The organism is Gordonia sp. OPL2, from assembly GCF_003797825.1.
In the GTDB taxonomy this organism is placed as follows: Bacteria; Actinomycetota; Actinomycetes; order Mycobacteriales; family Mycobacteriaceae; genus Gordonia.
The window spans coordinates 73,821-92,434 of sequence record NZ_RKME01000024.1 but is presented as its reverse complement, the minus strand read 5'-3'; the positions used below and the strand labels follow the sequence as shown (position 1 = coordinate 92,434).

Genomic DNA, 18,614 nt, shown 5'->3' with positions numbered 1-18,614 from the left:
CCCTTACCCCAGCCCCGCCCTCGCAGACGTAGCGGAAATCGTCGCTGAGAGACGGTTTCGGCTACGTCCGCGGGGGGCGTCGGATACGCGGCATCCTGTGGTGCCGTGGTTTCACGCTGTGGAGTTGTCAAGGTACGGATGCGGTCCCGGCGTGGCCGGGTGCAGGTTTGATGGTCTGGTCGGTCAGGTCGGGTCAGGCGGCGGTGGGCAGGTTGTCGATGGTCAGTGTGCGTCGGTTGTAGCTGGGCACGGGTCTTCGGTAGGGGTCGACGGTCGCGGGCGGTGTCAGCCAGGCGTGGTGGTCGGCGCCGATGAACACCTCCCACCCGTTGTGGTGGATGTCGGCGTGACACGACGGGCACAACAGGCACCCATTCTCCAAGCAGGTGTCACCGCCCTGGCTCCAATGGTCGATGTGGTGGGCGTGACACCGTTCGGCGGGGGCACCGCATTTGATGCAGCATCGGTCGCGGATGTAGAGGGCTGTGCGTTGGGCGGGGGTGAACAGGCGTTTGTCTCTGCCGACGTCGAGGGGCACGGTTTCGCCGTCGACGAGCAGTGGTGTGATGGTCGGGTCACAGGCGAGTCGGTTCATGGTGGCAGGGGTGATCGATCCCATGTGTTCGAGGGACGATTCTGTGGGGTTGTCGGCGGGAATGGTCAGCAGCACATGGGTTCTCGGAACCATGGCCGCGTTGTTTCCGCCGGTGGCGGCGATGTCGAGCAGGATTTCCAGTGCGTCGGCGAGGCGTTGTTCGGTGGAGCGGGCGTCGGGGGAGCCGTCGGGTTCGGGGCGGGGTGCACCATGGTGTTCCATGGCGGCCTGGAATTTTTCGCCGACTTCGACGTCGAGGTCGGCGTCGACATGGATGCGTCCGTCGGTGGTTTTGTGTTTGGTGAGGGTGTTGATGGTGCGGTCTTCGGCGGCGGGCACGCCGCCGTCGGTGTCGTCGGCGATCAGGTTGCCCAGGGTGCGGGCGCGGTCGCTGATTTCGGCGGGGGTGGCGCCGGAGAAGTGTTGGGCGAGAAGATCTGTCACATGGTTTAGACGTTGGGTGTCGTCGATTGGTTCCGGTGATCTTTTCCCGATGTGCTCGATACCGCGGACGATGGCATCGACATGTTCACTGGAGATGACGCCGTCGGCGGCGTGGGCGGCCAATGTCGGCAGTGTGGTGAGTGATCCGGCGATACGGATGAAGCGTTGGGCCACGACGGGTGCACATCCCATGACGATCAACAGTTCTCGAGTCGTGCGTCCGTGATCGGTGGCCACGCGCAGTCGTTCGAGCGCTGCGGTCAGGACCGCGGCGTGGTGATCGATCAGGTTACGCAGCGTCAGAAGCGCCCGCATCGCGTCGAACGCGTGCGGACCAGCCAATTCCTCGTCGTCGACGCGAAGATCGTGGACGGCGTCAGAGATGTCGTCGATGATGCTCACAGCATTGCTCCCCAAGAGTCGACAGATCAGGCCAGCAGGAGACTCATCGGATTCTTGGGACCACACCGGGGGTGTGGCGGTTCACTCACATCATTTCGAACCTGCTGACAACGAAGGTATCGAACGGACGTTCGAAGCGCGAGGGGTTGGGTGAGCTGATTCTGAAGGCGATCGCCGTCGTAGCGCCGCGGAGGTCGATGCCCCCGGTTCTCACGCGATCGATGTCGGTCGTCTGCGTACGTCGGTGCGATAGATGACCGCACCGAACAGTGTCGACTGGATGATCTCGTCCGCGAGATAACTGTCGACCTCGAGCGGATCGCTGATGGCACATTCCGCGATATGGGCGATCACCGCGGGTGACAAGCTGTCGACAGTGAGTCGGTAGCGTTGTCCACCGAGGTCGGTGAGCAGGACTGCTGACGAACCGTCCCAGTCATCGATCCGTGCCCAGTGGCGGACACCGCATCCCTCGACGGCTTCGATGAGAAGCCGCTGGACGACGGAACGGATGTTCTCGGCCGACCCGTCAGTCATCGCCGATCATGTCTGTCCGGGCCGATGATGCCAACGCGATGACTTCCCCACTTCGGATGGTTCTGCGAGTAGCGATGCCGAAATCGTACAAGAGCAGTCTGAGCGTCAGGACCGGCTGTGAAATCACACAGTCCAAGCTCGGGAATCCGGCCGATCGAACGGTGATTGTGACGTCCAACCCGTCGATTCTGACAACAGGTTCGTCCATCAGTCCTGTTGTAGGAGGTAATCACCATGGCCTTGGATGCCAGCGGTACCGTCGCCGACGGAACCACCGAAAGGTGGCGCGACCGCAAACGCTATCTGTGGTTGATCGGGCTCGTCGTCCCATCGTTTGCGTTCGTGGCGATCGGTGGCCATGCGCTGACCGGGTGGGGAGTGTTCCTCTGGATCGGTCCGATCATCGTCCTGGGACTCGTGCCCGTCATCGACTTCGTCGCCGGATTCGACCCGACCAATCCGCCCGACGATGTCATCGAAGAACTCGAGAGCGACAAGTACTACCGCTACGTCACGTTCGCGTTTCTGCCGATCCAGTACGCGGGCTTCGTGCTCTCGATGTATCTGATCGCGACGGCGGGGTGGCCGGTCGTCGACAAGATCGGACTCGCGGTGACGCTCGGCTTCATCGGTGGGATCGGCATCAACACTGCTCACGAACTCGGGCACAAGAAGGAGAGCCACGAGCGATGGCTCTCGAAGATCGCTCTGGCACAGAGCTTCTACGGCCACTTCTATATCGAACACAATCGCGGTCACCACGTACGGGTGGCGACTCCCGAGGATCCGGCGTCGTCACGCCTCGGCGAGAGCTTCTACCGCTTCTGGTTCCGAACTGTCTGGGGATCGCTGCGCAGCGCCTGGGACATCGAAGCAAAACGATACCGTCGCAAGAACACTCATCCCTTCCGTATCGGCAACGACGTCCTCAATGCCTGGCTCATGACCGCGGGTATCTGGGGTGCTCTGATCATCTGGCTGGGAATCGGTATCCTGCCTTATCTCTTGCTGCAGGCGGTGATCGGGTTCTCTCTGCTGGAGGTGGTGAACTATCTCGAGCACTACGGCATGCTCCGGCAGAAGACGACGACCGGTCGTTACGAACGCGTCCTGCCGATGCATTCGTGGAACTCGAACAACATCGCCACCAACGTGTTGCTGTATCACCTTCAGCGGCACAGCGATCACCACGCCAACCCCACGCGCCGCTACCAGACCCTGCGCGATTACCGGGAGTCGCCGGCGCTCCCCACCGGATACGCGGGCATGATTCTGCTGGCATTGGTGCCGCCGCTGTGGCGGAAGGTGATGGACCCGCGGGTCGTGCAGCACTTCGACGGCGACGTCCGTCTCGCGAACGTCGCTCCCGGCAAGCTCGATCGACTTCTCCGCCGGTTCCCGACGCCCGTCGCGGACGTCGTCGTCGACGAGGTGGCCGACGTCGCTCCTCGTACGATCGATGACGACGTGGTCGCGGCTCGTTGTCCCGGGTGTGACTACGTGTACGAGGTCGCCGCCGGCAATGAGAGCGAGGGATTCGGGGCGGGCACGCCCTGGCGGGACATCCCGGACGACTGGTGCTGCCCGGACTGCGGCGTGCGCGAGAAGGTCGACTTCATCCCGCTCACCGGTTCGACAGCGTAAGTCGTTGCGGCGTCACCTCAAGAATGCCTCGTGATAGTCAAGTGCCAGAAGCAGATCGCCTGCTCGGATCCGAATGGGATGTCCGAGCAGGCGTTCTGCTTGTTGGATTCGGTAGCGGACGGTGTTCTTGTGAACCCCCAGCGAACTCGCCACACCGTCAGCGCTCTCGGTCGAGGTGAGGACGACACGGATCGTCTCCCTGAGCGATCCGAGATCATCGTCGTCGAGACCCCGTAGGGTGGTTCGGGCAAAACGTTCGGCGGCAACCGGATCCAGTGCGAGGAGAGAGAGGGCGGTGACGTCGTCGTAATGCGTGACGGCGACGCGACGACTCGGTGAGAGCGCGACCCGCTGCGCCGATCGAGCGTCGAGGTGTGCACCGACGAATCCGTCGATGCCGCCGGCGGGGCCTCCGACGGTGACGCGAATGCCCTCGGGAATCTCTGCCTGCCAGAGTATCTGGCGTACGCTGCCGCTCACAGACAGCCATCCCCAGAGCTCGCGACCTCCCGGCCGGACGAGCACGATGCGTGCGCCGGCCACCGTGGTCGCGAGCGACATGATCGCCGGTTCCAGTTGCTCGATTGCATCGGCGTCGATCGCTCGTGCGATCACCGCGACATGCATGACGCCATTGATCGGATGACCACCGAGTTCCGCAGACAACAGCGACGTCGCCACGCTGGCGCCCGCCAGGACGTCGGACACCACCTCGAAGCGTCGCGCGTCACCTCGTCGGCGGATGCGATCCACCTCGGACTGATAGACCGCGACCGAAAGCTCCACGGACGTCCCGAACCAGCGGTTGGCCTTGGTCCAGAACCACACCAGCAACGCCTCGTGGTCGAGGCTCTCGGGCGCCTGACGCACGACGTCCACGGCGAACGCCCAGGACGCCTCCTGCGCCGTCTGATAGATCTTCAGCAGGACCGGAAGTCCCAGGTGATGACGGGCGATCTCGATGGCGAGTTCGGCGGCTGCGGGCACGAGGTCCACGACGACCTCTTCCTCGACGGCGACACCGCTCAGAAAGGCGAGCCAGTGCTCCTCGACCGCGAGCAGGAGGAGCGGACGTAGATCGGACGGCAGATCGACCCCCTCGCCGATCGCCTCGGCCGTCGACGACACCCACTGGCGGACTTCCTCCGGGCTTCGTTGGTCGGCGGCAAATCCCTGGAGCCATCCCGGTAGGTCGGTCACGCCACAACGATGGCACAGACTGTGCGATCGCACAGTCGAGTCAGGGTGATTCGGCGAATCAGCCAGTGTTTGTGAGCTCCGTCCCGGTGAAGATGACAACAGACGGCACTTCGGTGCGCAGTCACAGCCCGCCAGGAGAAGGGATCAGACCCATGAGTCATGTCCACGCCGACCGCCCCGTCTGTGAGGGCATCGGGATGTGCGAGACCCAGGCCAACGAGTATTTCCAGATCGGTGACGACGGTGTCGTCGATGTGGTCACCAGCGACATCCCCGACCAGGACCGTGCCTACGTCCGTGCGGCGGTCGAATCATGTCCCGTGTCCGCCCTGCGGATCGTCGATTGAGGAGATGCCGATGCCGACGCCGCATCTGACCGGGCCCCTCGTCATCGCCGGGTCGTCGCTCGCCGGTGTGCGGGCGGTAGAGGGCGCCCGCACCCACGGGTGGGAGGGCGAGATCATCATGGTCGGTGCGGAGCGACATCCGCCCTACGACCGCCCGCCCCTGTCGAAGGCGGTCCTCGGTGTGGGAGACGAGCCGACCGTACCCCTCCTGAGGCAGGCGGACACCTGGGAAGCGCTCGATGTCGAACTGCTCAGTGGCACAACTGCTGTCGGTGTCGACGTCCGACGGAGGCGCCTGATGACATCCGCTGGCGAGATCGCCTACGGCGCTCTGGTCATCGCCACCGGCGCTGTGGCACGAACCGCGTTCGGACTCAACGACTTCGACAACGTACAGGCACTTCGCACCTTCGACGACGCGTTACGCGTGCGCGCCACGTTGGACGCCGCGCGCCGGATCGTCGTCCTCGGCGGGGGTTTCATCGGATCTGAGATCGCCTCGGCGGCAGTCGCTCGCGGGATCGACGTGACCATCGTGAACGAATCTGCCACACCGCTGCGGCGCGCTGTCGGCCCAGTGGCGTCGCGCGTCCTCGCCGATCTGCATCGTCGGTCGGGAGTGAGGGTGCTCGCTGGAACGCGAGTGGTCGACGTCCACGTGCACGACAACAACATTCGATCGGTCACCACCGAAGCCGGCGATGTCCTCGACACCGACGCGGTCTTCGTCGGGATCGGTTCGGCACCGGCGACGGATTGGTTGCCGGCCGACGGCATCGACATGGATCCGACGACCCGGGCCGTCGTCTGTGACTCCACGATGGCCACCAGTGCGCCCGCCATCTGGGCGGCCGGCGACGTCGCAGCCGTGCGCGGACGTGCCGGCGGACACTGGACGTCCGCGGCCGATCAGGGATTCGTCGCCGGAGCGAACGCAGTCGGGGCTCAGCGTGTGCACGCGGGCATCCCGTTCGCGTGGTCCACCTGGTACGGCCATCGCATCCAGATCCTCGGAGAGACGGCCGGATCGGTCACCGAGAGCGTCGACGGCGACCTGATCCTGAGTCATCGCGACGGACGCGTCGTCGGAGCGGTCGGGATCGATGCGCCGGGCCGCATCGCGCGATTGCGCCGGGAACTGGCCGGTTCGGCTGTTGCGGTGTGATCGCGCTTCGCCATGACGGTGCCCCCACCAGGGCTCGAACCTGGGACCTGCGGATTATCAGCCCGTCAGACTGGCTTTGCGGTCCGTAGGACGTGACCTCGCGGCGGCCGCCGCATGATCACGACCTACGTCTGCGACGACGACCCCCGTACCCACACCTTCGATCACGACACCAACGAGCTCACGATCGCGCCGTTCTACACAGACCCGGAGTGCCACTCATGCCAGCGGGTTGGCCGGCGCCTTACCGAGGAACAGCGCGCGAAGGGTTGGATGGAGTACGCGTTCTGCGGCCACATCTGGGACAGCGTCTGGAAGTCCAACGCGGCAATGGTCGTCGCCTCCGATCACCGTGTGTGGATCGACGGCGCCTCATTCGAGGGACGCCCCAGTCTCGCTCGCGACCTCGCCGCCGCCCTCGTCGCCGCGGCCGCCGCGGTCGACGAGTTCTGGCCGTTGCCTACAACGGTTGTTGAGTCCGTGGACTCGTAATCGTTTGCGAGAGCGAAAGTTCCAGTGTCGCAGGCATTTCGTCTGCTCAGTCGAATATCGGACGATTCCGGCGCGGCAACTGGACGACATCGCGAATGATCTCGATCACGCCCTTAACGATCGCTGAAAGGACCGCAGCCCCGTGAGCATCACCAACCTCCGCAGTGTCCCCACCCCGACGACCGCACTCGACGACTGGAAGGTCTGGCAGCACGCGCAGCGCCTCTCACACCGGACCATCAGCGAGCGCATCCGCGTCATCAGCCAACTCCACAACGAGTCCGGCGTGCAACCCGTCAACGCCCAGGCAATCGACATCGTCGAGTGGATGGCCGAACACGACGAGTGGTCCGACTCGACCGCCGTCACATACGCGAGCTACCTCAACGCCTGGTTCCGGTGGCTGCAGATCACCGATCGCCGCAGTGACGATCCAATGGTGAAGGTCGGCACGCCCCGGACGCCCGACCGCGAGCCGCGCCCGATCGCCGACTCCGACGTCCCCAAGCTGCTCAACGCGCGGATGTGGACGAAGACCCGCTATATGATTCTGCTGGCGCTGCTCGCCGGTCTCCGCGTCCACGAGATCGCGAAGATCCGCGGCGAGGACTTCGACCACGCCGCCGGCCTCATCTGGGTCCGCGGTAAGGGCCGCTCGGTCCGCTCGGTCCCGATGCACCCGGTGCTGCGCGAGGTCGCGAGCCTCATGCCCGAGACTGGGTGGTGGTTTCCGATGCGCGGCTATCCCGGTGAGCACACTCTCTCGAAGTCGGTCAGCGACATCGTCGGCCGCACGATGCGCCGCGCAGGGGTGAAGGGGACGCCCCACGCGCTGCGTCACTGGTATGGGTCGGCGCTGCACGATGACGGCCACGACATTCGCGTGGTGCAGGAGCTGATGCGCCACAAGTCAATCGCGTCGACTCAGATCTACACGAAGGTGTCGGACCAGCGGCGGCGAGACGCGATCGTGGGACTCGACCTGATGCGTGGCCTCCGCGACGTCGCGTAGTCCGAACGGACGAATCGGACGGAGGGTGCCCATCCCGCCCGGTATGCTCCGCGCATGACGCAGCCGCATCCGCCGGGGTGGTACCCCGATCCGCATCGCCGAGAGCTTCAGCGCTACTGGGACGGCGAGCAATGGACGGACCGCACTGCGCCGCGGGGAACCTCACCGAAGGAGCCCGATTTCAGCCCGGCTGATGCCGACGCGAAGAAGAGGGGCACCCGACGCGCGCTCATCATCGCCGGAGTGATCGCGGTCGTCGTCTTGGTAGTGATCGCCGTGGGGGCCGTCGTGAACCAGCGCGACCAACAGAAGGCCGACCGGGCTGAGGCGAGCAAGTCGTCGGAGTCGGTTCAGTTCTCGATTGAGCGCGAGTCTCGGGCCCGTGACGCCGCATCGTCGAGCGCGGCAAGGGCGGCGGAAGCGGCGCAGGCCCGCGCCGCGTACGAGTCCCGTCGCCGCGCAACGATGCTCGACAAGTCGAGCTACACCGCGGTGAGTGCCCGCGAGTGGGCACAGATCGCGAAGGACCCGACCTCGGCGCGCAATAAGCGGATCGTCGTCTACGGGCGTGTGACCCAGTTCGACGCGGGCACGGGATCGGACGTGATGCGAGTGAGTGTCGGTGGCGAGCCTGGTGATTGGTACGACTACGACACCAACACGATGGTGTTCTCGGGTGATCCGGGGGTTCTCGACGACGTCGTGAAGGACGACCTCGTGACGATGTGGGTTCAGGTCGAAGGCGAGTTCAGCTATGACACCCAGATCGGCGGATCGACAACTGCGCCGAAGCTGACGGCCTTCATCGTCGAGGTGACGGGCAGCTCGGGATAGTTCTAGGTGCTCGGGTGTGACAATCCCCTGAAACTATTTCGCCCGAATGTCACACCGCTACTGTGGGCGCGGTGACCGACCGTGACGTCCTGCGCGCCGCCGCCCGCGACATCCGGACGATGATGCGGCGTGCGCAGGCTGAGGCCTCGCAGGCTGCGGGCTTCTGGGTGCAGGCCGACGACCGACTGGTGGCCCTCGCGGTCGAGTGCGATGACGTCGTGTACAGCCAGATCACCGAAGCGCCCGACCTCGTCGACCGCCTGGCCGCGGTGCTCGGCGACGACTGGGAGCCGTGAGAATGTAGTCCCGAATTGTGGTCCACAATGGCTTGCACAAAGTGGACCACAAATGTAGACTACATTCATGAGCGGTTACGAACTCCGGATCACGAGCAGCGCGGCGAAGTCGCTGATGAAGCTCCCGCGCGTGGAGCAGAAGCGTATCCGCTCTGCCGTCGACGCGCTGCCCGCCGACCCCCGTCCTCACGGTGTGACGAAGCTGTCGGGAACCACCGACAGCTACCGCATTCGGGTCGGCAACTACCGCATCGTCTACACCATCGACGATGGCGAACTCATCATCGTGGTCGTTCGCATCGGCCACCGGAAGGAGGTCTACAACCGATGAGCTATTCCATTCGCGAGGCCAAGGCCCGGCTCTCGGAGGTCGTCCGCGACGCGGCCGACAAGCCGGTGACCATCGCCAGCCACGGCAAGCCCGCCGCGATCGTGCTCTCACCCGAACGATACGAGGGACTCCTCGAAGAGATCGAAGACCTGCGCGATCGTCTGGCCGTGCACGAGGCCCGCGACGAACCGACCATGTCGTTTGACAAGCTCGTCGCCGAACTCGGCCTCAACGACTAAAGGGCGCCCCACCTGGCCGGGGAGGCACAGGTGGGGCGCGCTTGTCGATCGTAGTGGGCCACCAGGTCAGGCGATCCTGCGGAGGTCGACCTCGGCGAAGTCGGCGTAGGCATCGGTCGCAGCGCTCGCGGTAACGACGGGGATCAGCAGGAGCTGGGTGACGTCAGCCGGGATGGTGAACCGGTGCGACAGCACGCCCCAGTCGAACGCGCCGCGGAGACCGTCGGCGGGCCGCGCCGAGAACAGCTGGGCGTTCGCCGCGTTCCTCAGGCTGCACCACAGGCCGATCCCGCCGTCGGCGCGACCGTCGGACCGCAGTCGACCGACGACCTCCCACGTCTCGCCGGCCGTGCAAGCGGCCGCGGTGTGCTGCAGCGCTTTTGTGCCGGTGTTGCCCGCGGGATTCATCCGCAAGACGCTGCCGCGTGCACCTGGATCGGTCAGCGTGGTGACGACGAAGTCACCGCCGGAGTTGTACAGCCAGTCGGCGGGCGGGTTGTAGGTGTCGACGTCGGGCGGGTTCTTTGCGGTCCCTGCGGCGCCGATGTCGGTGAGGGTCTGCGCGGCGGCGCCGGTGGTCTGGCCGATGAGGTACCAGGGGCCGGTGCCGAGTCGGCGATACACGTCGTAGCCCTGCGCACCGGACGCTGCGCCCCAGGCGAGCGCGATCTGTCCGACGTCGGACAGCACCGCGGTGACCTCCGCCGACGCGATGGTGGTGCCGGTGCGCGAGCGGGCCGCCACCCGGTAGCCGTAGGTGCCAGCAGCCAGTGATCCTGTGCCGACAGCGGGGGTGCGCGACGGCGCGGTCGGAGCGGCCTTCGTGGCGCCCGCGGTGAGGAACAACCCATTGGTGAGCTGGTTGGCGTTCTGCCACGCGGGCAGGGCGATCGTCGCGGGCGCAAGCATCCGGTCGAGGGTGTCGACGACGAGCTTGCCGAGTTCGGCGGGTCCGTTGCCGAGGGTCGGGTGGACGTTGTCGGTGGACCATCCGACGGGCCAGCCGCCGGTGGCGGGGTTGGCCTTCTGATCGAATGGGATCAGCGGGATACCCTCGGCGCGCGCGTACTCGCGCAGCCAGATGTTCCACGCGCTGATGATCGCGGGACGACCGACCGCGGCGTCGGACGGGTAGATCGCACCGAGGACGGGGGCGGCGTCGATCGCGCGGACCTTCGCGACGATCGCCTGGATGTTGGCCTTCCACGTCGCGATCGGCACATCCTGCTGAATGTCGTTGGTGCCGGCGGTGACGATGACGGTGTCCGGCGCATAGGGCGTGATGTCGGTATCGAAGCGAGCCAGCATCATCGCCGAGGTGTTGCCTGCGACACCCGCGTTGCGAACGAGCTCGAACCGTCCGCCGGAGAGGATCGAGGCGAAGGTGGGCCAGGCGGTCCCTTTGTTCTGCACGCCACCCACACCGCCTGATGTGCCGCCGATGGTGACGCTGTCGCCGAGTGTCGCGAGTCGGTTCCCGAGGGGCGCCCGGCCGGGAATCGGCTCGGCGGCTGCGGGGTCTTGCCACGCGACGCCGTTGGCGGTCTTGACTGGGACCTGGCCGTCGGCGCCACCAGTGGGGAGTGCGTCGTCGATCGCCGCGAAGATGCCAGCTGCCGCATCCGCGGTGAGGAGATCCTGCCCGGCGAGATAGACCTCGACCGCCTGGGTGAGCGACTGGACGGTTGTGTTCTCGGGGAACTCGAGCTCGGCGAGGATGAGCGGCACGATGTCTATAGGGTCGTCGCCGTTCTGGTCGGGGATGTCGATCAGGACGGTCCGGTCGCTGTCGGAATCGAGGTCGCCGACGCGCCATAGTCCGGCGGCGAGGCCGGTGACCGTCTGCGGGACACCGGGTGCGCCGTAGAACGGCTGCGGCGGCCTGATGAGGACGAGCTCGCCGTTGTCCTCGCGGACGATGGCAGGCTGTAGCGAGATCCTCTTCTTCTGGTCGGTGCCCGAGCCGAACCCGTCGGTAAGGGTGAAGGTGATGTCAGGCATATCGTTGCTACTCCTGTCACAGGTCGGGATGAGTTGTCACGCGGACCGGTACCGCACCCAGAATCGGCCGGGTGATCCGTTGGCGCCCTTCTGCCATGCGGTGAAGATGCCGCCGGACCCACCTGCGCCTCCGGCGCCGACGCCGGTCGCTGCTGCGTCAGGGCCGGGGTTCGATCCCCCGGACCCTGCGGTGCCGGAGCCGGTGCCGCCGATGCCTCCGACATGGAGGGTGTCGGCGAAGTTCCGGTCGCCGGGCGATCCGCCCTGACGGTCGCGGCCAGACGCTCCGGCGAGGCCTGCAGCGCCGCCGGTCGACGAGATGCTGTTCGCTCCCGCTGATGCTGTCGTCGTGCCGCCGGCGGTGCCGGGCTGTTGCCGTGCTGAGGTTTGGCCGGCGCCGAGCGCGCCGACGGTGCCGGTGATTGCCGACAGTCCGGACACGGTCCAGGTCGCGGTCTGCCAGGTCGCGGCACCGCCACCGCCGCCGGGCCCGTTCGACCCGCCTTCTCCTGATCCGCCGCCGCCGCCAGCTCCGAGTGCGACGACGTCGGCGTAGACCGCCCATGACGGTCGTGGGATCGTGAATGAACCAACCGCTGTTATTTCGACGATCGATTCTTGGTAGGCCACTCGTCTGCGCATCGCCCGTAGGCGGGCTCCTGGGATAGCCACTATTTCACCCGCAGCCCCATCGTGACGGCCCCGTAGGTCTGCGACGCTGTATGCGTGGCGGTCACGGTGCCCTGCGCCCCGACGGTCGTCGGTGTGCGCACGGCGACGCCGAGTGTGGCCAGCGTCGGGTCGCCGGAGGTGTTGGCCTGGGCGTCGACCACCTCGGTCCATCCGGCGGGCCAGGTGTAGTTGCCCGACAGCGCCGCCCGGTAGCTGGCGGCCGCGCGGACGATCAGGCCGAGTCCGACCGGCACGGCCGCAGTCGTCGTCACCGTCGGTGTGACCTGGCTGCTGGTCGCCGCTGCCGAGTTGCTCGCCGACACGTCGATCGGGTTGGCGGCGTTGACACCTCGGAACAGGCACGCGGCGTGGACGGTTGAATCGTTGTTCGTCACGGTCACCGTGACGGTTGCCCCTTCGGTGCCGTCGAGGATCCGCTGCATCGTCGTGATGCGTGCCCGGCTGCCGTTGGTGGTCTGCGCGATGAGTGTCCACCCGCTCGGCACGTTGGCGTTGCCGTTGTAGACGCCGGTGAAGATGACGACGAGATCGCCGACCTGGCCGTTCGGTGGCAGCGCCACGTTGACCGAGGTGCCGCCGGAGGGGTTGGTCGATGTGACGGCCTCGATGAACACCACTGGCTGCGCGCCGCGCCGGGTCGCCCGGTAGCGGGTGGCCGGCAGTCCGGTCACGCCATGTCCCCCGCGAGGAGCCATGTGTCGGTGCCGCGCTTACGCAGGGTCAGCACCGACCACTGTGCTCGCGTGGACAGCGATCCCGCATTGTTGATCGTCACGCCCGATCCGGCCGCCACGGTCACCTGGCCGCCGCCAACCTGCAGCACCTCGATCACCGTGCCGACCGGAAAGGCGACCGATGAGTTCGGCGGCACGGTGAGGGTGATGGCGGCGGCGTTGCTGCACTCGATCGCCTTGCCCTGATCGGCCAACACGAGCGTGTCGGTCGTGCCGGTCACCGAACGGACCGCGACGACCTGGGCCGCCGCGAGCGCCGCGGGCTGGACCGCCGTCTGTGCCAGTGACAGTCGGCTGTCGTTGGTCTTGACGAGCGCCTGTCCGTCGAGGGTGGCCGCACCGGTCAGCGCGGGCGCCGCGAGCGGGGCCTTGAGTGCCAGCGCGTTGGTGATCGTCGCTGCGAAGTTCGGGTCGTCACCGAGTGCGGCGGCGAGCTCGTCGAGAGTGTCCATCGCGCCGGGCGCCGAGGCGATGAGGTTGGCGATCTGCGCCGCCACATACGCGGAGTCGACCGCACCGATGAGGGTGCGGACTGCTGGCCCGTCGGCCGCCTTCGCGATGTCCTGGCCAATCGCCGTGGGTGCCGTCGCGGATGCGCCGGTGATCTTCTGGTTGATCATCTGGTTGAGTAGCAGCGCGGTGATCGCCCGCGAGGTCGTCGCGGTGCCGGTGGTGAACTCGGCCAGCGCGAGCGCCGAGTAGGTGGTGTTCGTTGGCACGACCCAGGTGCCGTCGCCGCGGTAGAAGGTGGTGGGCGTGGGGGTACCGCCGAGGTCGGCGGGGCCGTGGCCGTGGGCGAGGTTCGCCTTGCCCGCCAGCCCGTCGTCGACGTAGTACTTCGGTGACGCGTGGGTCGCTTCGGTCGGCCCCCAGCCGAGGCGCACCTGGTTGAAGGCGACCTCGCCGTTGGGCCACACCTGCAGTAGCGGCGTGTTAGACAGTGCCCAGATCGGATCACCCGTCGGGATCTCGGGCTCTCCGGTGAAGTCGGGGGTCACCTGCAGCGAGTTGAACGCCAGGTCGAACGAGTAGTACTGGTCGGCCGGCACCCGCACGTAGAGCACCGCGGTCTTGTCGGTCTGGCCGTAGGCGACGAGCTCGCAGGTGCCCAGCGCCTGGGCCACATTGCCCGTGACGACGACGCTCGATCGGAACGTGTCGCCGTCGTAGCTCTCGGATCGGTTGCCCAGCAGCATCTGCCAGTAAGCGTTGTTCGACGTGGTCCATCCGCCGAGGCGTCCGGTCACGATGAGCGATGCGAAGTTGCCCGAGTCGTCGACAGGGAACTCCGCGATCCGGTAGAACTCCTGGGCCAGCGCGTAGCCCTGCTTGGTGACCCGGGCGAGATCGTCGAGAGTGACCTCGTCGATCCCCAGTGCTGATTGGGCCTCGGACTCGTCGTCGGCGGCGAACAGCGTTCGCGCCAGCGGCGTCGCGGCGTGCAGATCGGCGAGGTCGGTCGCGGTGGCCGCGCCGACGGTGTGGCCGTTGAGCTCGAGGCTGCCGCCGAGCTCCGGGGACGGGTCTTCGGCGAGCTGGGTGATGCCTGATCCGCCTCCGCCGCCGGGCGGTGTGGCCCAAGCGCCGTCGCCGCGCAGGTAGGTGGTGTTCGACGGGGTGCCGGTCGCGTCGATGTCGTCGACCGTGTGCTCGTGATCGACGGCGGCCTTGCCGCTCAGGCCGGTATCGACGTAGCCCTTGGTCGTGGCGTGTGCCGGATCAGTCGGGGTGCCGACGCTGGTCACGCCGCCCGCGGTGCGCAGCATGATCGTCTGCGCGGTGGGCGATGACGACAACGGCACCGATGTCTGGGCGCCGCCACTGTCGGTGGTGTACACGCGATTGGTCCCGGACACCAGTTCGCGTTTCGTGGCGAGCGCGTTGGTGACGGTGGCGGCGAAGTTCGCGTCGTCCCCCATCGCGGCCGCGAGTTCGTTGAGTGTGTCGAGCGCGCCCGGGGCGCCGTCGAGCAGGTTGGCGATCGCCGCGTTGATGGCGGCCGTTACCGCGGCGTCGGTCGTCTTGCCGTTGATCTCGGCCCCGAGGTCGTTGAGCGTCGCCGCGGTGACCTCGTCGCCACTCTGCCAATCGGTCTTCGCTGCCACGTCAGGCTCCTAGCGTCGCGGGAATGGTGAAGGGAAGGAACAGACCCTCGGGCGGTTCGGGCCAGACGATGACACGTGGACCCCACGGATCAGCCGCGATCTCGGATCGCCATGGCTCAGCGCCGATCTCGCTGACCCAGCGGTCGGCCGGCACATCGGTCGTCCATGACTCGGCGTCGATCCGGGTGCGCCACGGGTCGGCGAGGATCTCCGAGACCCAGGGGTCGGCGTCGATCATCGGCTCTGGACGAGGAACTGCGCTGTGCGCTCGTCGATCACGCCGCCGACGGTGGTGATCTGGCAGGTGACGTCGTACGAGACGCCCGCGGTGCCGCCCGACAGCACGACGGTCGCGTTCGTCGCCGTGTTGCTGACGGCCCCCTTCGTCAGCCCCGCCTCGACTGTGAAGGAGACGGACGAGATCTGGTCGTCGATGTCGGCGAGGTACTTCGACCAGTCCTGGGTGTAGGGCCGGGTCGTGCTGGGGTCCTTAATGAATCGTCCGACGTAATCGATCGATGACTGCATAGCCACGGTGTGCTCCTATCGTCAGGGCCCGGCGAATCCGACCTCGGACACGACAACGGGATCAGGTTCGGGGTCGTCATCGGTCGGGGTGCCAGGCCGGGTGCCGCGGATGTTGATCCAGTTCGATGGAAGTCCCGACTCGCCGTCGGAGCCGCGGGTGACGGTGAAGGTGACGTCGGGGATCTCCGGGAGGGTGAATGTAGCCATGTCAGGCGACCTTTCGTCCGGTGAACGACGCCGATGGGCCGCCGCCGATTCGGTTGATGGTGGATGAGGCGATCGTCGGGTTGTCGGCTGTGGAGCTGTAGGACCCTGGCCAGGCCGCAACGTAGCCCGGCTGGACGACCTGACCGGCCGCCAGATAGACGGTGGTGCTTGCCCCCGAATGGATCGGGCCCGCGACGGGTGTGCCGTCGACGTAGAGGACCCACTGGGTGGGCCGGTACGCATCGGACAAGTTGCTGAAGTTGGTTCGGTACACCGAGGAGGCCGCGATCTCGTAAAAGCCCGCCTCGGCGATCGTGATTCGACCGAGCCCCAGATCGGTGACGGTCACATTGTTGGCGAGATCGGAGGACTCATAGAACCCCGACGGCATGACATCGCGCACGTTCGTCCCTGCGGTGATGGTCACCTCGGCGGTGTTGCTTCGGCGTACCCGCCACGCAGCGGTGGTCAACCCTGCTCCCGGCGCTGACCAGTCCGCCATCGCGAACGAGGCAATGCGGTAAGAGTCCACCGAGAAGATCTGGGTGCCACGCTGTTCGAGGAACCCCGACCGGCGGTAGCTGGCGCCCTTGGCGACTGTTGCACCGCTGTCGGTGACGGACAGCTTGGTGGTGCCGTTGACCTGGACATAATAGTTGTCTCCTGATGCGCGGAACCGGATGATGTCGCCCTGGTTGATGGCCACGGCCTGGGTCGAAAACGGGGTGAAGGTCCACGTCGAGCCGGACCGGGTGAACCGGCCCACCGACACCATCTCGCGGTCCACGGTGCAGTAGGCCCCGGCGGTCATGTCGGCGTTGCACCGCAGGGTCATCCCGGTGTCGTAGCCGGGTGCGAGTGCTGGGCGGGTACCCAACACCATCGAGGTGGCCTGAGTGTCGGTCGCGAAGGAGTAGGCGCACTGCCGGTAGTAGGTGCCGTTGCCTGCGCCGGATGCGATGCCGACATAGCCGTTGTCCCCGCGGATCACCAGATCGGAGGACCCCGCTGGCCAGTCGCTGGAGTTGAGCGCGGACCCATCAGCCCCGGCAAAGATGGTGGACCAGGAGAACCCGCCCTCGGGGGTGGTGTTGGCGATGTCCTGCAGTTGCTGCTGAGCCGCCATGGCGGTCTTCTGTGCGGCGTCGGCGATACCGAAAATGTTGGCCACGGTGTTGAAAACACCTGCCACCGCGCCGGTTCCGGCGGCGACACCGCCAGCGATCGCGTTGTTGATGTTGTCGACGATGTTGTCGAGGTCGACCCACTTGCCCGTGGTCAGCGACTGGATCGCCAGGAGGGTCGGATCGGTGCCGGTGTAGTCGCCCTCGAACGCATCACGCAGATCACCGAAGTCCGCCCCGAACAGGTCTTGCCACGGGTTGAGGAAGTCCTCAATCTCCTCGATGGTGTCGAAGTCCTCTGGGTCGAGCCCGAGCTTCGGCGCGATGAGCCGAGCCAACGGGGCGACGATCATCGCGTTCAGGATGATGTCGTGCAGGTCTTCGAGGTCGACGGTGCGCGGAGGCCGACCTGGTATCCGCGGCGGCACTACGCAACCCCCCCGATCATCCGGGCCAGCCGCACCGCGTGACCACCGGTCACGTAGTCGGTGGTGTGTTTCGTGCCGAGGTAGCCGAGCACATACCGGCCCGCCGACTCGATGTCGTGCCAGCGCCACGGCGCCCACCACGCCTGCGCTCGCTGCCGGTCGAGGGTCTCGTACGCCTCGGTGGCCCAACGGATACCGGCCTCCGGCGACCGAATGCTGATCCACTCGGTCAAATCGGCCACCGACCGCAGGGGTGACCCGAGTGGCAGATCAGCGATCGGATCACCCGGCACATGCACCGTGAACCGGCGCCGCGGCACCGACAGCGGGCCCGCGATCCCCGCCCGGCCGACGTGCACCGGGTTATGGGGGTCGCCCATCGTCGCGACGGCGTCGACGACCAGATCCGGCCGTTGGGCCAGGATCTCGCGGGCGAATGCGATCGCGGCCATCGCGCCCTGCGAGTAGCCGCCAACGACGACGCGGTTGAGGGAGGCCTCGACGCCGTGGGTGAGCGCCACCATGCCTGCCGAAACCGACTCGGCCGGTGACAGATCGCCGACGCCCGTCGCCGGACCGAACTGGCCCGGGTAGTCGACGTAGGTGAAGCGCACCCGGCTCCCATCGACGGCGCGGCGCAGCGCCTCCGACGGCGCCGAACGGCGGCCCGGGCGGGTCCAAGTTCCGTCGAGCCAGAGGAGGTCGATCATCTGATCGGCATCCGGCTGAAGAGTTCGTCGCGCCAGATCTCCCACTGCCGCCGATGGTCACCCGCGGCTCGACGATCCCGACGAGTGCGGTGTTGCAGCACGAGCAGCATCACCAGCAGCGCGAACATCATGATCGCGCCACCGGAGTAGAGCACCAGCCGGATCACAGCGCGTCCCGGGTAACTCGTTCCCGCCCACACCGACGCCGAGATCTGGATCAGCACCAGCGACAGCAGAACCGACTTGCCGAGGTAGATGATCGACACCCGCTCCTTCCACCACGGCTGCCCAACGAAGTAGCAGAGGGTGAAGACGGTCGTGACACCCGCCAACACAACGAGCGCCCAGTCGGCCACGTGCGTCAGTTCCACTAGTTCAACCTTCCGAAGATCAGCTCAGCCCAGTGGTTTCGCTCCATCTGGTCACGTAGCTCCTGCTGCACTGGCCTCGCCTGAGCGACGAGACGCGCACTCTCGGACCGAGCCTTCTCGGCCGATCGGGCGTGCGCCCGGGATCGTGCATCTACAACCTGTGCATGCTTCATTT

The 18,614-nt window shown here is 66.5% G+C and carries 22 protein-coding genes; 9 read left to right on the top strand and 13 right to left on the bottom strand.

The features are described from left to right. Positions 1 to 193: 193 nt before the first annotated feature. On the bottom strand, positions 194 to 1,441 hold the full coding sequence (locus EEB19_RS20195; protein WP_187589145.1) for an HNH endonuclease signature motif containing protein: 1,248 nt from the start codon (positions 1,439 to 1,441) through the stop codon (positions 194 to 196). Positions 1,442 to 1,651: 210 nt separating this feature from the next. After that, positions 1,652 to 1,978 carry a hypothetical protein gene (locus EEB19_RS20190; RefSeq protein WP_187589144.1) on the bottom strand — a complete coding sequence of 109 codons (327 nt, stop codon included), beginning with the start codon at positions 1,976 to 1,978 and terminating at the stop codon, positions 1,652 to 1,654. 234 nt (positions 1,979 to 2,212) lie between these two features. Between EEB19_RS20190 and EEB19_RS27145 the strand changes: the two genes are divergently transcribed. Then, positions 2,213 to 3,622, top strand: a complete 1,410-nt coding sequence (locus EEB19_RS27145) for a fatty acid desaturase (RefSeq protein WP_187589143.1) — start codon at positions 2,213 to 2,215, stop codon at positions 3,620 to 3,622. Between the two features lie 12 nt (positions 3,623 to 3,634). On the opposite strand, the gene EEB19_RS20180 is transcribed toward EEB19_RS27145, so the two are convergent. Next, complete coding sequence (locus EEB19_RS20180) at positions 3,635 to 4,822, bottom strand: CdaR family transcriptional regulator (RefSeq protein ID WP_187589142.1); 1,188 nt, start codon at positions 4,820 to 4,822, stop codon at positions 3,635 to 3,637. 152 nt (positions 4,823 to 4,974) lie between these two features. Between EEB19_RS20180 and EEB19_RS20175 the strand changes: the two genes are divergently transcribed. The 8 genes from EEB19_RS20175 to EEB19_RS20140 all read left to right on the top strand — a co-directional run bounded on the left by EEB19_RS20175 (position 4,975) and on the right by EEB19_RS20140 (position 9,538). Next, positions 4,975 to 5,169 (top strand): ferredoxin, encoded by a 195-nt coding sequence (locus EEB19_RS20175; protein WP_187589141.1) that lies wholly within the window; start codon positions 4,975 to 4,977, stop codon positions 5,167 to 5,169. A gap of 10 nt (positions 5,170 to 5,179) precedes the next feature. Further along, positions 5,180 to 6,334 carry an NAD(P)/FAD-dependent oxidoreductase gene (locus EEB19_RS20170; RefSeq protein ID WP_262365802.1) on the top strand — a complete coding sequence of 385 codons (1,155 nt, stop codon included), beginning with the start codon at positions 5,180 to 5,182 and terminating at the stop codon, positions 6,332 to 6,334. A gap of 114 nt (positions 6,335 to 6,448) precedes the next feature. After that, entirely contained in the window at positions 6,449 to 6,826 is a 378-nt protein-coding gene (locus EEB19_RS20165; RefSeq protein WP_187589139.1) for a hypothetical protein, read from the top strand. A gap of 142 nt (positions 6,827 to 6,968) precedes the next feature. Next, positions 6,969 to 7,838 carry a tyrosine-type recombinase/integrase gene (locus EEB19_RS20160; RefSeq protein WP_262365801.1) on the top strand — a complete coding sequence of 290 codons (870 nt, stop codon included), beginning with the start codon at positions 6,969 to 6,971 and terminating at the stop codon, positions 7,836 to 7,838. 54 nt (positions 7,839 to 7,892) lie between these two features. Then, positions 7,893 to 8,672, top strand: a complete 780-nt coding sequence (locus EEB19_RS20155; RefSeq protein WP_187589138.1) for a DUF2510 domain-containing protein — start codon at positions 7,893 to 7,895, stop codon at positions 8,670 to 8,672. Positions 8,673 to 8,743: 71 nt separating this feature from the next. Further along, positions 8,744 to 8,968 carry a hypothetical protein gene (locus tag EEB19_RS20150; RefSeq protein ID WP_187589137.1) on the top strand — a complete coding sequence of 75 codons (225 nt, stop codon included), beginning with the start codon at positions 8,744 to 8,746 and terminating at the stop codon, positions 8,966 to 8,968. Positions 8,969 to 9,035: 67 nt separating this feature from the next. Then, entirely contained in the window at positions 9,036 to 9,299 is a 264-nt protein-coding gene (locus EEB19_RS20145) for a type II toxin-antitoxin system RelE/ParE family toxin (RefSeq protein WP_187589136.1), read from the top strand. Continuing rightward, the gene (locus EEB19_RS20140) at positions 9,296 to 9,538 is read left to right on the top strand and encodes a type II toxin-antitoxin system Phd/YefM family antitoxin (protein WP_187589135.1); all 243 of its coding nucleotides are present in this window, start codon (positions 9,296 to 9,298) and stop codon (positions 9,536 to 9,538) included. Before EEB19_RS20145 ends, EEB19_RS20140 begins: the two co-directional genes overlap by 4 nt. Before the next feature lie 66 nt (positions 9,539 to 9,604). Here EEB19_RS20140 and EEB19_RS20135 read toward each other — a convergent pair whose 3' ends face one another. The 10 genes from EEB19_RS20135 to EEB19_RS20090 all read right to left on the bottom strand — a co-directional run bounded on the left by EEB19_RS20135 (position 9,605) and on the right by EEB19_RS20090 (position 18,439). Next, entirely contained in the window at positions 9,605 to 11,539 is a 1,935-nt protein-coding gene (locus EEB19_RS20135; RefSeq protein WP_187589134.1) for a GDSL-type esterase/lipase family protein, read from the bottom strand. Positions 11,540 to 11,575: 36 nt separating this feature from the next. Next, the gene (locus EEB19_RS20130) at positions 11,576 to 12,181 is read right to left on the bottom strand and encodes a glycine-rich domain-containing protein (protein WP_187589133.1); all 606 of its coding nucleotides are present in this window, start codon (positions 12,179 to 12,181) and stop codon (positions 11,576 to 11,578) included. A gap of 29 nt (positions 12,182 to 12,210) precedes the next feature. Beyond that, positions 12,211 to 12,903, bottom strand: coding sequence for a hypothetical protein (locus EEB19_RS20125; protein ID WP_187589132.1), 693 nt, complete (start codon positions 12,901 to 12,903; stop codon positions 12,211 to 12,213). After that, on the bottom strand, positions 12,900 to 15,071 hold the full coding sequence (locus EEB19_RS26760) for a hypothetical protein (protein WP_222929962.1): 2,172 nt from the start codon (positions 15,069 to 15,071) through the stop codon (positions 12,900 to 12,902). The genes EEB19_RS20125 and EEB19_RS26760 overlap by 4 nt, the downstream gene beginning before the upstream one ends. A gap of 1 nt (position 15,072) precedes the next feature. Next, positions 15,073 to 15,309, bottom strand: a complete 237-nt coding sequence (locus tag EEB19_RS20115; protein ID WP_187589131.1) for a hypothetical protein — start codon at positions 15,307 to 15,309, stop codon at positions 15,073 to 15,075. After that, a complete protein-coding gene (locus tag EEB19_RS20110; protein ID WP_222929961.1) occupies positions 15,306 to 15,605 on the bottom strand; it encodes a hypothetical protein in 300 nt (99 codons plus the stop codon). The genes EEB19_RS20115 and EEB19_RS20110 overlap by 4 nt, the downstream gene beginning before the upstream one ends. A 15-nt stretch (positions 15,606 to 15,620) precedes the next feature. Beyond that, on the bottom strand, positions 15,621 to 15,806 hold the full coding sequence (locus EEB19_RS20105) for a hypothetical protein (protein ID WP_187589130.1): 186 nt from the start codon (positions 15,804 to 15,806) through the stop codon (positions 15,621 to 15,623). 1 nt (position 15,807) lies between these two features. After that, the gene (locus EEB19_RS20100) at positions 15,808 to 17,283 is read right to left on the bottom strand and encodes a hypothetical protein (protein WP_187589129.1); all 1,476 of its coding nucleotides are present in this window, start codon (positions 17,281 to 17,283) and stop codon (positions 15,808 to 15,810) included. Positions 17,284 to 17,357: 74 nt separating this feature from the next. Further along, positions 17,358 to 18,068: a PE-PPE domain-containing protein gene (locus EEB19_RS20095; RefSeq protein WP_187589128.1), complete on the bottom strand. Its 711-nt coding sequence runs from the start codon at positions 18,066 to 18,068 to the stop codon at positions 17,358 to 17,360. After that, on the bottom strand, positions 18,065 to 18,439 hold the full coding sequence (locus tag EEB19_RS20090; RefSeq protein WP_187589127.1) for a hypothetical protein: 375 nt from the start codon (positions 18,437 to 18,439) through the stop codon (positions 18,065 to 18,067). Before EEB19_RS20090 ends, EEB19_RS20095 begins: the two co-directional genes overlap by 4 nt. Positions 18,440 to 18,614: the final 175 nt, after the last annotated feature.

Excerpts from the sequence above, each read along its gene's own strand:
- EEB19_RS20140 (WP_187589135.1), top strand. The coding sequence starts at position 9,296 with ATGAGCTATTCCATTCGCGAGGCCAAGGCCCGGCTCTCGGAGGTCGTC.
- EEB19_RS27145 (WP_187589143.1), top strand. The coding sequence starts at position 2,213 with ATGGCCTTGGATGCCAGCGGTACCGTCGCCGACGGAACCACCGAAAGG.
- EEB19_RS20115 (WP_187589131.1), bottom strand. The coding sequence starts at position 15,309 with ATGATCGACGCCGACCCCTGGGTCTCGGAGATCCTCGCCGACCCGTGG.
- EEB19_RS20100 (WP_187589129.1), bottom strand. The coding sequence starts at position 17,283 with ATGATCGTCGCCCCGTTGGCTCGGCTCATCGCGCCGAAGCTCGGGCTC.
- EEB19_RS20095 (WP_187589128.1), bottom strand. The coding sequence starts at position 18,068 with ATGATCGACCTCCTCTGGCTCGACGGAACTTGGACCCGCCCGGGCCGC.
- EEB19_RS20105 (WP_187589130.1), bottom strand. The coding sequence starts at position 15,806 with ATGGCTACATTCACCCTCCCGGAGATCCCCGACGTCACCTTCACCGTC.
- EEB19_RS20170 (WP_262365802.1), top strand. The coding sequence starts at position 5,180 with ATGCCGACGCCGCATCTGACCGGGCCCCTCGTCATCGCCGGGTCGTCG.
- EEB19_RS20165 (WP_187589139.1), top strand. The coding sequence starts at position 6,449 with ATGATCACGACCTACGTCTGCGACGACGACCCCCGTACCCACACCTTC.
- EEB19_RS20190 (WP_187589144.1), bottom strand. The coding sequence starts at position 1,978 with ATGACTGACGGGTCGGCCGAGAACATCCGTTCCGTCGTCCAGCGGCTT.
- EEB19_RS20175 (WP_187589141.1), top strand. The coding sequence starts at position 4,975 with ATGAGTCATGTCCACGCCGACCGCCCCGTCTGTGAGGGCATCGGGATG.
- EEB19_RS20145 (WP_187589136.1), top strand. The coding sequence starts at position 9,036 with ATGAGCGGTTACGAACTCCGGATCACGAGCAGCGCGGCGAAGTCGCTG.
- EEB19_RS20130 (WP_187589133.1), bottom strand. The coding sequence starts at position 12,181 with ATGCGCAGACGAGTGGCCTACCAAGAATCGATCGTCGAAATAACAGCG.
- EEB19_RS20135 (WP_187589134.1), bottom strand. The coding sequence starts at position 11,539 with ATGCCTGACATCACCTTCACCCTTACCGACGGGTTCGGCTCGGGCACC.
- EEB19_RS20155 (WP_187589138.1), top strand. The coding sequence starts at position 7,893 with ATGACGCAGCCGCATCCGCCGGGGTGGTACCCCGATCCGCATCGCCGA.